At 72.8% G+C, this 12440-nt stretch carries 15 protein-coding genes; 9 read left to right on the top strand and 6 right to left on the bottom strand.

Annotated features, from left to right (window positions below):
* The first annotated feature begins 70 nt into the window (after positions 1 to 70).
* The 3 genes from ACZ7HT_RS13025 to ygfZ are packed head-to-tail and all read left to right on the top strand — an operon-like array spanning position 71 to position 2096.
* A complete protein-coding gene (locus ACZ7HT_RS13025) occupies positions 71 to 643 on the top strand; it encodes a heme-binding beta-barrel domain-containing protein (protein WP_359517670.1) in 573 nt (190 codons plus the stop codon).
* Positions 644 to 682: 39 nt separating this feature from the next.
* On the top strand, positions 683 to 1120 hold the full coding sequence (locus ACZ7HT_RS13020) for a Fur family transcriptional regulator (RefSeq protein WP_356900873.1): 438 nt from the start codon (positions 683 to 685) through the stop codon (positions 1118 to 1120).
* Between the two features lie 10 nt (positions 1121 to 1130).
* Positions 1131 to 2096 carry a CAF17-like 4Fe-4S cluster assembly/insertion protein YgfZ gene (ygfZ, locus tag ACZ7HT_RS13015; RefSeq protein WP_471163921.1) on the top strand — a complete coding sequence of 322 codons (966 nt, stop codon included), beginning with the start codon at positions 1131 to 1133 and terminating at the stop codon, positions 2094 to 2096.
* On the opposite strand, the gene dtd is transcribed toward ygfZ, so the two are convergent.
* Positions 2097 to 2522, bottom strand: a complete 426-nt coding sequence (gene dtd / locus ACZ7HT_RS13010) for a D-aminoacyl-tRNA deacylase (RefSeq protein ID WP_471163917.1) — start codon at positions 2520 to 2522, stop codon at positions 2097 to 2099. It lies immediately after the preceding gene.
* A gap of 131 nt (positions 2523 to 2653) precedes the next feature.
* Here dtd and ACZ7HT_RS13005 point away from each other — a divergent pair, with 131 nt between their 5' ends.
* From ACZ7HT_RS13005 to ACZ7HT_RS12990, 4 genes are all read left to right on the top strand, one after another.
* On the top strand, positions 2654 to 3268 hold the full coding sequence (locus tag ACZ7HT_RS13005; protein ID WP_471163915.1) for an RsiG family protein: 615 nt from the start codon (positions 2654 to 2656) through the stop codon (positions 3266 to 3268).
* A 135-nt stretch (positions 3269 to 3403) separates the two neighbouring features.
* Positions 3404 to 4648, top strand: coding sequence for a GNAT family N-acetyltransferase (locus ACZ7HT_RS13000; RefSeq protein WP_471163913.1), 1245 nt, complete (start codon positions 3404 to 3406; stop codon positions 4646 to 4648).
* A gap of 82 nt (positions 4649 to 4730) precedes the next feature.
* On the top strand, positions 4731 to 5363 hold the full coding sequence (locus ACZ7HT_RS12995) for a TetR/AcrR family transcriptional regulator (RefSeq protein WP_471163911.1): 633 nt from the start codon (positions 4731 to 4733) through the stop codon (positions 5361 to 5363).
* A 62-nt stretch (positions 5364 to 5425) separates the two neighbouring features.
* Positions 5426 to 7510, top strand: coding sequence for a HelD family protein (locus ACZ7HT_RS12990; protein WP_471163908.1), 2085 nt, complete (start codon positions 5426 to 5428; stop codon positions 7508 to 7510).
* Positions 7511 to 7573: 63 nt separating this feature from the next.
* Here the strand turns inward: ACZ7HT_RS12990 and ACZ7HT_RS12985 are convergent, their stop codons facing one another.
* The 5 genes from ACZ7HT_RS12985 to ACZ7HT_RS12965 all read right to left on the bottom strand — a co-directional run bounded on the left by ACZ7HT_RS12985 (position 7574) and on the right by ACZ7HT_RS12965 (position 11241).
* A complete protein-coding gene (locus tag ACZ7HT_RS12985) occupies positions 7574 to 9007 on the bottom strand; it encodes an MFS transporter (RefSeq protein WP_471163906.1) in 1434 nt (477 codons plus the stop codon).
* A gap of 89 nt (positions 9008 to 9096) precedes the next feature.
* Entirely contained in the window at positions 9097 to 9582 is a 486-nt protein-coding gene (locus ACZ7HT_RS12980) for a MarR family winged helix-turn-helix transcriptional regulator (RefSeq protein ID WP_471163903.1), read from the bottom strand.
* Positions 9583 to 9675: 93 nt separating this feature from the next.
* Positions 9676 to 10245 (bottom strand): DinB family protein, encoded by a 570-nt coding sequence (locus ACZ7HT_RS12975; protein ID WP_471163900.1) that lies wholly within the window; start codon positions 10243 to 10245, stop codon positions 9676 to 9678.
* A gap of 92 nt (positions 10246 to 10337) precedes the next feature.
* The gene (locus ACZ7HT_RS12970) at positions 10338 to 10754 is read right to left on the bottom strand and encodes a VOC family protein (protein WP_471163898.1); all 417 of its coding nucleotides are present in this window, start codon (positions 10752 to 10754) and stop codon (positions 10338 to 10340) included.
* 10 nt (positions 10755 to 10764) lie between these two features.
* Positions 10765 to 11241, bottom strand: coding sequence for a helix-turn-helix domain-containing protein (locus ACZ7HT_RS12965; protein ID WP_471164064.1), 477 nt, complete (start codon positions 11239 to 11241; stop codon positions 10765 to 10767).
* Positions 11242 to 11350: 109 nt separating this feature from the next.
* Between ACZ7HT_RS12965 and ACZ7HT_RS12960 the strand changes: the two genes are divergently transcribed.
* Both ACZ7HT_RS12960 and ACZ7HT_RS12955 read left to right on the top strand, forming a co-directional pair.
* Positions 11351 to 11755 (top strand): helix-turn-helix domain-containing protein, encoded by a 405-nt coding sequence (locus tag ACZ7HT_RS12960; RefSeq protein WP_471163895.1) that lies wholly within the window; start codon positions 11351 to 11353, stop codon positions 11753 to 11755.
* Between the two features lie 27 nt (positions 11756 to 11782).
* The gene (locus ACZ7HT_RS12955) at positions 11783 to 12355 is read left to right on the top strand and encodes a hypothetical protein (protein ID WP_471163892.1); all 573 of its coding nucleotides are present in this window, start codon (positions 11783 to 11785) and stop codon (positions 12353 to 12355) included.
* Positions 12356 to 12440 lie beyond the last annotated feature (85 nt).

Raw genomic sequence — 12440 nt, 5'->3', positions numbered from 1 at the left:
GCCGGTCTGACCGTGAAGAAGCTGTACCAGGGCCAGCGCTAACCACTTCGAGAGAACGCCAGAGCTGCTCATGATCGAGATCCCGTCCGACCTCAACCCGGACCTCGTCCCCCTCGCGTTCCTGCTCGGCACGTGGGAGGGCGCGGGCGTCTCCGACTTCCCCGGCGCCGAGAAGTGCAACTTCGGCCAGTCCGTGACCTTCAGCCACGACGGCCGGGACTTCCTCGAGTACCGCTCCCACTCCTGGGTCCTGGACAACGACGGCAACAAGGTCCGCCCGCTGGAGAGCGAGAGCGGCTACTGGCGCATCGACAAGGACCGCAAGGTCGAGGTCGTCATGGTCCGCGACCAGGGCATCGTCGAGATCTGGTACGGCGAGCTCGCCGACCAGAAGCCGCAGATCGACCTGGTGACGGACGCCGTCGCCCGGACCGCGGCCTCGGGCGCGTACAGCGGCGGCAAGCGGCTCTACGGCTACGTGAAGAGCGACCTGATGTGGGTCGGCGAGAAGGCGACCCCCGAGGTCCCGCTCCGCCCGTACATGTCGGCGCACCTGAAGAAGGTCGTCACGCCGGAGGAGGTCGCGGAGATGGCCCGCAACCTGCCCGACATGCCGGACGACGGCATCGCCTTCTTCCGCTGACACATGGGGTGGCGCGCCGCGCCCTCATACACTGGGGGCGTGGTGAGCACCGACTGGAAGAGCGATCTGCGGCAGCGCGGCTACCGGCTGACGCCGCAGCGTCAGCTTGTCCTGGAGGCCGTGGACAAGCTGGAGCACGCGACCCCGGACGACATCCTCGGCGAGGTCCGCAGGACGGCCTCCGGGGTGAACATCTCCACCGTGTACCGGACCCTGGAGCTCCTGGAGGAGCTCGGTCTCGTCTCCCACGCGCATCTGGGGCACGGGGCGCCGACCTATCACCTCGCCGACCGGCACCATCATCTGCACCTGGTCTGCCGGGACTGCTCCGAGGTGATCGAGGCGGACGTCGAGGTGGCCGCCGAGTTCACGGGGAAGCTCCGCGAGACCTTCGGGTTCGAGACGGACATGAAGCACTTCGCGATCTTCGGCCGCTGCCGGGACTGTTCGAACAAGGACGCTGCCGCCGAGTCGTAGGCTCTGAGATATGAAGAGCCCTCTGTTGTCCCTGCCCGGCGCGGTTTCCGCCGAAGGCCGCGACGAAGGCGTCGCCGCGCACTACGGCGACCTGTTCCGCGAGCAGCGCGCCCTCGCCGAAGGCAACGGCTTCGTCGACCTCTCGCACCGGGGAGTCGTCGCCGTCTCCGGCGACGACCGGCTGAGCTGGCTGCACCTGCTCGTCACCCAGCACATGACCGAGCTGCCGCCCGGGCAGGCGACCGAGGCGCTGATCCTCTCCGCGAACGGGCACATCGAGCACGCCCTGTACCTCGTCGACGACGGCGCGACGGTGTGGGCGCACGTCGAGCCGGGGACGCGCGAGGAGCTCGTCGCGTACCTGGAGTCGATGAAGTTCTTCTACCGGGTCGAGGTCGCCGACCGGACCGACGACTTCGCCGTCGTCCACCTCCCGGCCGGTTCCATCGCCGAGGTGCCCGAGGGCGTCGTCGTACGGGAGACCCCGCACGGCCGCGATCTGTTCCTGCCCCGCGCGGGCCTGGAGTCCTTCGCGGCCTCGCACGGGCCGGCCGCCGGGATCCTCGCGTACGAGGCGCTGCGCGTCGAGGCGCACCGGCCGCGGCTCGGCTTCGAGACCGACCACCGGACCATTCCGCACGAGGTCGGCCTCATCGGCAGCGCCGTCCACCTTCAGAAGGGCTGCTACCGGGGCCAGGAGACCGTCGCCCGGGTGCAGAACCTGGGGAAGCCGCCGCGCCGCCTGGTCTTCCTGCACCTGGACGGCAGCGAGGTGCTGCTGCCCGCCCACGGCACCCCGATCCGGCTCGCGGCCGACGGGGAGGAGGGCCGGCAGCTCGGCTTCGTGACGACCGCCGTCCGCCACCACGAGCTCGGGCCGATCGCCCTCGCCCTGCTCAAGCGGAACGTACCGGTGGACGCCCCGCTGATCGCCGGCACGACGGCCGCCGCGCAGGAGACGGTCGTCGAGCCCTGATCAGACCTCGATCAGGACCGTGAACGGGCCGTTGTTCGTGAGGGAGACGCTCATCTTCGCTCCGAAGCGGCCCGTCTCCACGTGCGCGCCCAGGGCGCGCAGCTGGGCGACCACCTCGTCGACCAGGGGCTCGGCGACGGGGCCGGGAGCCGCGGCGTTCCAGGTGGGGCGGCGGCCCTTGCGGGCGTCTCCGTAGAGGGTGAACTGGGAGATGACGAGCAGCGGCGCGTTCACGTCGGAGCACGACTTCTCGCCGTCCAGTACCCGGACGGACCAGAGCTTTCTGGCCAATTGGGCGGCCTTCTCCGGGGTGTCGTCGTGGGTCACCCCGACCAGCACGCACAACCCCTCGCCGGTGATCTCCCCGACGGTCTCCCCTGCGACGACGACACTCGCGCCGTCCACCCTCTGCACCACAGCTCGCATGCGCACCAACCTACCGACCCGGTACAGAAGAGGGCCGAACGGGTGCAGAGCGCCTGCATTCGCACGTGCAGGAGTGGCACCATGCGTGTCAGGCGGTGCGGCCGACCGCACCGGTCGAGGGGACGATTCTCATGAGTGCACCTGGCACCGGGCCGACGCCGTCCGGTCCCGTACCGCTGATCAGCTCCGGAACCCGCGGCGCGGGACCGGGCGGAGGACCCGTGACGCGCCCGCCCGCGCAGCGGACCGCCGAGCCGGAGGAGCGGCCGCAGCCCGAGCTCGGCGCCCTGCGGCTGCCGGAGCTGCGGGCGCTGCGCAGGGACGCGCAGAGCGACGAGGCCGACCTGAGTTACGTACGCCGGATGCTCCAGGGCCGGATCGACATCCTGCGGGCCGAGCTGGCGCGGCGCACCGATCCGGAGGCCCCGGTCCTCGACCGGCTCTCCGAGATCCTCGCCGACGTGCCCTCGCGGCACCGCAGCTCGGCGCGGCACGTGACGCTGTCGACGCCGCGCGGCGAGGAGTACCGGCGGCTCGCGGCCGAGATGCTGTCGGAGGTCGAGCTGTCGGACCTGACGGCCCGGACCGATGGCGAGCTGCATGCGGCGATGGGCCGGCTCGCGGGGTACGAGCAGCAGGTCTCGCGCCGCCGCCAGCACCTCCAGCGGACCGCCGACGACTGCAGCGCCGAGATCGCCCGCCGCTACCGCGAGGGCGAGGCCCAGGTGGACGACCTGCTCGCCTGAGGCCCGCCCGGGCAGTACGCCGGAACTCCGGTGCGGGGCCGGCCCGCCGTGCGGGGAAAACCCCGTGCGGGGCCGCCCGCCCCGTACGGGAAAAACCCCGTGCGGGGCCGGTCACGCCGGTCGTAGGGTCGGGGGATGAGCTTCGACGTGCGCGCCGTGACGGAGTCCGAGTTCCCCGACTGGCAGCGGGCGCTGCGCACCGGGTTCCTCAGGACGCCGGTCGTCTCCGACGCGGAGGTCGCCGACCGGATGGCGGCCGCGGACCTCTCGCGCACGCTCGGTGTCTTCGACCGGGACCGGATCGTCGGGACCTTCCGGTCCTTCCGGCAGGAGGTCAGCACGGTCGGCGGCGGCAGCCTCGCCGCCGACGCGATCACGCAGGTCTCGGTCTCGCCGACGCACCGCAGGCGCGGGCTGCTCGGCCGGATGATGGCCATGGACCTCGCCGCCGCGAAGGAGCGGGGCGACGCGATCGCGACGCTGATCGCCGCCGAGTACCCGATCTACGGGCGCTTCGGCTTCGGCGCGGCGAGCTGGGCCGCCGAGTGGAGCGTCGACGTGAACCGCTCCGGTCTCGACCCGCGCCGCTCGGGCCGCCCGGAGGACGGCGGACGGATCGATCTGACCGACGGTGACGAGATCCGCAAGACCGGCCCCGAGGTGCACCGCCGCCTTGCCGGCGTCCGCGCCGGGGTCACGAACCGTGGCACACGCGACTGGGAGCAGGGCACGGGACTCGGCTACCAGAGCCACCCGTGGCGGGAGCCGTACTACGCGATGTACCGGTCGGAGTCCGGCGAGGTCGAGGGGTACGTCGCGTACTCCGCCGACGACAAGTGGGACGACGCGAAGCGCCCGGTGAACACGGCGACCGTACGGGACCTCATCGCCGTCACCCCGGCCGCCGAGCGCGCCCTGTGGCACTACCTCTGCTCGATCGACTGGATCGCCACCGTCCGCACCGGCTACCGGGCGCCCGACGACCCGCTGCCGCTGCTCCTGCCCGACCCGCGCGCGGCCGGGCTCCTGACGTACGTGGACATGCTGTGGGTCCGGGTCCTGGACGTGGTCCGGGTCCTGGAGGGCCGGACGTATCCCGTGGAGGACGGCCTCGTCCTGGAGGTGCGGGACGCCGGCGGACTGGCCGGCGGGCGGTTCCGGCTCGACGCGTCCCCGGCGGGCGCGGCCTGTGTGCGGACGTCCGCGCCGGCCGATCTCGCCCTCGACATCGCGGAGGTGGGCACGCTCGCGTTCGGTGACGAGTCGGCGGTACGGCTGTCCCGGCTCGGGCGCGTGGAGGAGCTGACGGCGGGTGCGGCCGCCCGCGCCGACCTGCTGTTCCGCACTCCGCTGCGGCCCTTCTCGCCCGACGTCTTCTGAGACCCGCTCGCCAGAGAAACCGCCAGAGAAACCGCCATTGCAGCCGCCATAAAATGGGCGCCCCATACGAAGGAGGCGCCTCGTGGCGGAGGACCGTGTGACCGGCGAGGCCGGTCTGCGCGAGCGGAAGAAGGCGCGGACCCGGCAGGCCCTCTCGGACGCGGCGATCACGCTCTTCCTGCGGAAGGGCTTCGACGCGGTGTCCGTCGCGGAGGTGGCCGCCGCCGCCGAGGTCTCGAAGCCGACCCTCTTCCGCTACTTCCCCGCCAAGGAGGACCTGGTCCTCCACCGTTTCGCCGACCACGAGGACGAGTCCGCGCGCGTGGTGGCGGGCGGGCGCGAGGACGGCAGGGCGCCGCTCGACGCGCTGGGCGAGCACCTGCTCGCCGGCCTTCAGCGGCGCGATCCGGTGACCGGGCTCTGTGACGTGCCGGCGGTCCTCGCGTACCACCGCCTCCTGTACGGGACGCCCGCCCTGCTCGCCGGGATCCACGCCTACCAGCAGCGGTCGGAGGAGGCCCTCGCGCGGGCGCTCGGCGGTGATCCCCTGGCGGCGCGGCTCGCGGCCGGGCAGATCACGGCCGTGCTGCGGATCCTGGCGAACGAGAACGTGGCGCGCCTTACGGCCGGTGAGGCGCTCGACGTGGTGGCGCGGGACGCGGTGGCCGCGGCGGGGGAGGCGTTCCGGTCGTTGCGGGAGGGGCTGCCGTACTGAGGATTCATCTGTGACTCGGTAAAAAACGTAACCCGGTAACGCTTTCCGTTAGGCTTGACGGAATGACGTCACTGGACCTTGAGCTCGCCCGCGAACGCTCCCACCACGACGCCTGCCGCGCCGCCCTGATCCGCATGACCGAGGACGTCGTCGAGCAGGTCGTCACCGGCGAGGACGTCGCCGCCTCCGGCGCCGACGCCGAAGCGCTCGGCTACCACCTGCGCAGCCGCGCCAAGGAGATGCGCGAACAGCCCCCCGGGCCCCTGTTCTTCGGCCGCCTCGACCGCGAGGACGGCCAGATCCACCACATCGGCCGCCGCCGGATCGCCGAGCACCCGGCCGCACCGCCGCTCGTCGTCGACTGGCGCGCGCCCGTCTCCCGCGCCTACTACCAGGCCGGAGCCCACGACCCGCAGGGCGTCCTGCGCCGCCGCCGCTTCGGCTGGGCCCCGAACAGCGCGGGCGCCACCGAGGACCTGACCGCCCTGGAGGACGAACGCCTCGACGGCGGCGGTACGGGGACGGGGGCGGTCAGCGCCCTTCTCACCGGGGAGATCGAGCGCCCCCGGGTGGGTCCCATGCGGGACATCGCCGCCACCATCCAGCCCGAACAGGACGACCTCGTACGCTCCGAGCCCGCCGCCTCCCTGTGCGTGCAGGGCGCGCCCGGCACCGGCAAGACCGCCGTGGGCCTGCACCGGGCCGCGTACCTCCTCTACACGCACCCGCAGCGGATCCGGCGCTCCGGCCTCCTCGTCCTCGGCCCCCACCGGGCCTTCCTCTCGTACATCGCCGAAGTGCTGCCCTCGCTCGGCGAGACCGGGATCCGGCAGGCCACCCTCGACGACGAGATCGCCCGCCACCCGGTCCGGGCCGAGGACGACGAGGCGGCGGCCCTGGTCAAGCACGACGCCCGGATGGCGGGGGTGCTGCACCGCGCGCTGTACGGCAGGGTCGACCCGGCCCCGGCGGAGGACCTGGCCGTCCCCGACGGCTCGTACCACTGGCGGCTTCCCGCGGCGCAGCTCGCCGCGATCGTCTCGGCCGTACGGGAGGAGGCGCCGCCCTACGCGACCGGCCGCGAACGGGTCCGGGCCCGGATCGTCCGGGCCCTCCAGCTCCGGGCCGAACGCCGCTCGGGGCCGATGGGCGCGGCCTGGGCGCGGCGGATCGAACGGGCGAGGGCGGTGACGGCGTTCCTCGACCGGTGCTGGCCGAAGGTGACCCCGGAGGAGGTCCTGGCGGGCGTCCTGACGGACCCGGCGGGCGCGGGCGCTTCGACGGACGCGGCGGACGCGGCGGGCGCGGCGGGCGCGGGCGCTTCGACGGATCCGGTGCCCGGGGGCGTCTCGGCGGACCCGGCCAGCCCGGTGTTCACGGCCGCCGAGCTCGCCGCCGTCCGCTGGGCGCGGCCGCCGCGTTCGTACCGTTCCGCGCGCTGGACCGCCGCCGACCTCGTCCTCCTCGACGAGCTCGCGGGCCTCATCGAACGCCCCGAGAGCTACGGGCACGTCGTCGTCGACGAGGCGCAGGACCTCTCGCCCATGCAGTGCCGGGCCATCGCCCGCCGCACCGAGTTCGGTTCGCTCACCGTCCTCGGGGACCTCGCCCAGGGCACCACCCCGTGGGCCGCCCGCGACTGGGACGAGCAGCTGGCGCACCTGGGCAAGCCCGGGACGCCCGTCGTGCCGCTCACCCTCGGCTACCGGGTCCCGGCGGCGATCGTCGACCTCGCCAACCGGCTCCTGCCGCGGCTCGGCGCCGGCGTGCCCGCGGGGCGTTCGGTGCGCCGGGACGGCGAGGTGACGGTCCACCGGACGGCGGAGCTCGCCGCCGGGGTCCGCGAGGCCGTGCGGGCCGCGCTCGCCGCGGAGGGTTCGGTGGGGGTCATCACGGCCGACCACTTCGTCGACGCGGTGGCCCAGGAGGTGAAGGGGCACGGGGAGCGGGTGTCCGTGCTGCCCGCGACCGTCGTCAAGGGCCTGGAGTTCGACCACGTCGTGGTCGTCGAACCGGCCGCGATCGTGGCGGCCGAGGCGCGCGGCCTGAACCGGCTGTACGTGGTGCTCACCCGGGCCGTGTCGCGCCTGGCCCTTGTGCACGAGGCGGAGCTGCCGGAGTGTCTGGACCCCCGTACAGGGAGGTGAGTTCGGCGCCGAGCCGGGCGAGGGCGGTGCGGGCCCGGACCGTCGCGGGTGACCGGCCGGTCCTCATGCGGCCATGGTCATCTGCCGGGTGTTCTCGGGGACGCGAGGGCGCAGGACGGTGAGGGCGACGGTCAGGGCGAGGAGCAGGAGCCCGGCGCCGACGCCGAAGGCGAGGTGGTAACCGCCGGTCAGGGCCTCGGCGTCGGGCTTTCCGGCCGCTGTGAGGGACTCGGTGCGGGCGGCGGCCAGGGTGGAGAGGACCGCGACGCCGAGGGCCATGCCGATCTGCTGCGTGGTGTTGAAGACACCGGAGGCCAGGCCGGCGTCCGACTCCTCCGCGCCGGACATGGCGAGCGCGGTGAGGGCGGGGAGCGCGAGGCCGAAGCCCGCGGCGAGCAGCATCACGGGGAGCAGGTCGGTGGCGTACGAGGCGTGGACGGGGACGCGGGCCAGGAGGCCGAGGACGCCGACGAGCAGCACGAGGCCGGTGACCAGGATGTTCCGCTCGCCGAAGCGGGCGATGAGCGGGGCCGAGACGCCGAGCGAGACGGCGCCGATGACGAGGGCGGCGGGCAGCATCGCGAAGCCGGTCCCGGCGGCTCCGTACCCGAGGACCTTCTGCAGGTAGAGGGCGACGAGGACCTGGAAGGAGAACAGCGCGGCGACCATCAGCATCTGGACGGCGTTCGCGCCGGCGACGCTGCGGGAGCGGAGGATCCGCAGCGGCATGAGGGGGTTCGCGGCCTTCGCCTGGCGGATCAGGAAGCCGGCCAGGAGGGTGAGGGCGAGGGCCCCGAAGCCGAGGGTGTGCGCCGAACCGGCCCCGTACTCCTCGATCTTGACGACGGCGTAGATCCCGGCCATGAGCCCGGCGGTCACGAGCAGTGCGCCGAGCACGTCGGCGCCGGCCTTCGGGCCCTGGGCGCGGTCGGCGGGGAGGGCGCGGACGGCGACGAGCACGGTGGCGACGCCGATGGGGAGGTTGATGAAGAAGATCCAGTTCCAGGCTAGGGCGTCGGTGAGGATGCCGCCGAGGACCTGGCCGAGGGAGGCGCCGGCGGCGCCGGTGAAGCTGAACACGGCGATGGCGCGGGCGCGTTCGCGGGGTTCGGTGAAGAGGGTGACGAGGATGCCGAGGCCGACGGCGGAGGCCGCCGCGCTGCCGACGCCCTGGAGGAAGCGGGCGGCGATGAGGACGGCGGGGGAGGCGGCGACGCCGGCGAGGAGCGAGGCGGCGGTGAAGATCCCGGTGCCCGCGAGGAACATCCGCTTGCGGCCGGCGAGGTCGCCGAGGCGGCCGGCGAGGAGGAGGAGCGAACCGAAGGCGATCAGGTAGGCGTTGACGACCCAGCTGAGGCCGGCGGGGGTGAAGCCGAGGTCGCCCTGGATGGCGGGCATGGCGACGGTGACGATGCTGCCGTCGAGGACGGTCATCAGCATGCCGGTGGCGAGGACGCCGAGGGCGAGGCGGGGGCGAGTGGGTGTGGTGGCAGGCATGGGGATCTCTCCTGTTCGTCGGAGGCGACAGGAGAGACGCTAGCAGAAGGTTTTGTTGCAGACTATTTTTTACGGGAGGAGTTCGAGTCTCATGCGCGCTGACGGGCCCGGCGGGCGGGCCGGGGGCTCTCGACGGGCGTCGCGAGATGGTCGGTGGCCAGCCGGTCGAGGGCCCGCACGAGAGCCTCGCGCTCGTCGTCCGGCAGCGAGGAGAGGGCGCTCTCGTGCACCCCGTCGACGATCTTCTGGCTCTCGCGCGCGACCTCGGCCCCCGCCTCGGTCACCGCGATGATCCGCGCCCGGCGGTCGGTGGCGGACGGCCTGCGCTCGGCGAGCCCGGCCTTCTCCAGGGCGTCGACGGTCACCACCATCGTCGTCTTGTCCATGTCCCCGATCTCGGCGAGCTGCGCCTGCGTCCGCTCCTCCTCCAGCGCGTGCACCAGCACGCAGTGCATCCGCGGGGTGAGCCCGATCTCCGCGAGCGCGGCCGCCATCCGCGTCCGGAGCACGTGACTGGTGTGATCGAGGAGGTAGGAGAGGTCGGGCTCGGTGCGGGCGGGGGCCATGGAGGTCATGCCTGCCAGCGTAACGAGAACCGGTCCGTCGCGGATGGTCACGAAGCGGACGAGTCTGGGGGCCGCCCCGCCCCGCGTGGCCCGCAGGGGCGGCTACAGCCCCCGCGTGCCGTCGATGCGTTCGCGGAGGAGGTCCGCGTGGCCGTTGTGGCGGGCGTACTCCTCGATCAGGTGGATGAGGACCCAGCGCAGGGAGACCTTGCCGCGCCAGGCGTCCTGGGCCGTGACGTCGAGGTGCGGGGCCCCGGCCGTGAAGCGGTCGGAGTAGGCCACCGCCGCCCGCCAGGCCTCCCAGGCCTCCGCGACGGCCGCCGGGTCCGCCGAGGCCTCCTCGAAGTCCCCGTCGGGGGAGTCCGGGGAGGAGAAGAGGGGGCCCGCGTCCTCCTCCCCGGCGAGCACCTCGCGGAACCAGTGGCGCTCGATGTCGGCCATGTGCCGGACCAGGCCGAGCAGCGAGAGGGTGGACGGTTCCACGGACCGGTGAACGAGCTCCTCCTCCAGGCCCGCGCACCTGAGGGCCAGGGTCGCGCGCTGGTCCGCCAGGAATCCGGCGAGCATCGGCAGCTCGTCCCCGGTCGCCGGGCCGGTGAAACGGCCGGGCCCCGGCGTCGCCGTCTCGTCGAGGACGTCCGCTCGCCGCCGGGGGATGCGCTCAACTGCCATGGTGTCCCTCCCTGTCGGTGCCTCCGTACATGCTGGCACGGCGGCGCCCCCTGCCCCTGGACGGGGAGGGGGCGGGCCCGGGTCGGAGGAGGTCAGGCCTTGGGCTGGGCGAAGCGGATCATGTTGCCGGACGGGTCGCGGAAGGCGCAGTCGCGGACGCCGTAGTGCTGGTCGACCGGCTCCTGGAGGACGTCGCCGCCGGCCGCCCGGACACGTTCGAAGGTGGCGTCGACGTCCTCCGTCGAGAAGATCACGCCACGCAGGTGACCCTTGGCGAGGAGCTCCCTGACCGCCTCGCGGTCGGCCTCCGAGGCGTTGGGGTCGGGGAGCGGGGTCTCCAGGACGACTGCCACGTCCGGCTGCGCGGGCGAGCCGAGGGTCACCCAGCGCATCCCCTCGTAGCCGACGTCGTTGCGGACCTCGAGGCCGACCGCGTCGCGGTAGAAGGCGAGCGCCTTGTCGGCGTCGTCGACGGTGATGAAGCACTGCGAGAGCTTGGTGTCGTTCATGCCGTCGACGCTACGGCGAGGCGCTCGATCCCGCTTCTCCGTTCCTGATCGGTTCGCTCCTGCCCTTCGCCGACGCCTTCGCCGAGCCCTTCACCGGCCGGGTGAGCACCTTGGCGACGCACGCCGGCATGGCGGCGCCCTCCTCGTGGCTCCGCGCGCGGTACGCGCTCGGCGTCTCGCCCACCAGCTCCGTGAAGCGCGAGCTGAACGACCCGAGCGACGTACAGCCGACCTCGAAGCAGACCTCGGTCACGCTCAGGTCCCCCCGCCGCAGCAGCGCCTTCGCCCGCTCGACGCGCCGCGTCATGAGGTAGCTGTACGGCGTCTCGCCGAACGCGGTGCGGAAGCTGCGCGCGAAGTGCCCCGTCGACATCAGGGCGATCCGGGCCAGCGCCGGGACGTCCAGCGGCGACGCGTAGTCGCGGTCCATCGTGTCCCGCGCGCGGCGCAGTCTTTTCAGGTCGTCCAGGTCCACGCCGCCCAGCATGGCACGCACGTACGGCATCCATGCATGCACGCATGGATGGATGGCACCGGCGCGCGACTATTGCAAGCAGCTGCTTGCAATAGTTAGCAAAGGCTGGCATGGTCGGGGCATGGCATCGCTCAACGTCGGCAATCTCGGTGAGTACCTCCGCGAACAGCGGCGGACCGCGCAGCTCTCCCTGCGGCAGCTCGCCGACGCCGCCGGGGTGTCGAATCCCTACCTCAGCCAGATCGAGCGCGGGCTGCGCAAGCCCAGCGCCGAGGTCCTGCAGCAGGTCGCGAAGGCCCTGCGGATCTCCGCCGAGACGCTGTACGTACGGGCCGGGATCCTCGACGAGAAGGAGCGGGAGGAGCTGGAGACGCGCGCCGTCATCCTGGCCGATCCCTCGATCAACGAGCGGCAGAAGCAGGTGCTGCTCCAGATCTACGACTCCTTCCGCAAGGAGAACGCCGCCGACGCCGCCGAGCAGGCGGCCGCAGCAGGCGCCCCCGATGCCGCAACGCCTTCGAGCTAGTACGTCACATCCGGGAGGAACACCAGCATGGCCATCATCGACGAACTGCGTACCCCTCTCTACTTCGCCGCCGGCACCGCCGACCTCGCCGTGCAGCAGGCCAAGAAGGTTCCCGGCCTGATCGAGCAGCTCGCCGCCGAGGCGCCCGCCCGCATCGACGCCGTACGGAAGACCGACCCGAAGGCCGTGCAGGAGAAGGTGTCCACGCAGGCCAAGGAGGCCCAGGCCACCGTCCAGTCGAAGCTCGCCGAGGTCGTCGGCAGCCTCGACACCGACCTCAAGAAGCTCGGCGAGACCTGCCAGGACCTGGCCCTGCGCGGGGTCGGCGTCGCCGCCGAGTACGCGGTCAAGGCGCGCGAGAAGTACGAGGAGGTCGCCGCCCACGGCGAGGAGGCCGTCAAGGCGTGGCGCGGCGAGGTCGCCGAGGAGATCACCGAGATCGCCGTCGTCGTCGAGCCGGAGGCGGAGGCGGAGGAGAAGGCGGAGGCGAAGGCTGACGAGGAGGCCCCGGCGGCCGAGGCCGAGCCCAAGCCCGCGCGGAAGGCCACCGCCCGCAAGACCACCGCCAAGAAGACGGCCGTCTCCGCCGAGAAGGAGTAGGGCGGGCACCAATTCGGGTACGCGGTGCGTTGTACCGGGTACCTTGACCGCGAGGCGCTCATTCCATTTCCACTAGGCGGTGCTC

It is taken from the genome of Streptomyces sp. NPDC037410, from assembly GCF_055602235.1.
Note: the sequence above shows the minus strand (reverse complement) of the source record. Positions and strands in the feature narration are given on the sequence as shown.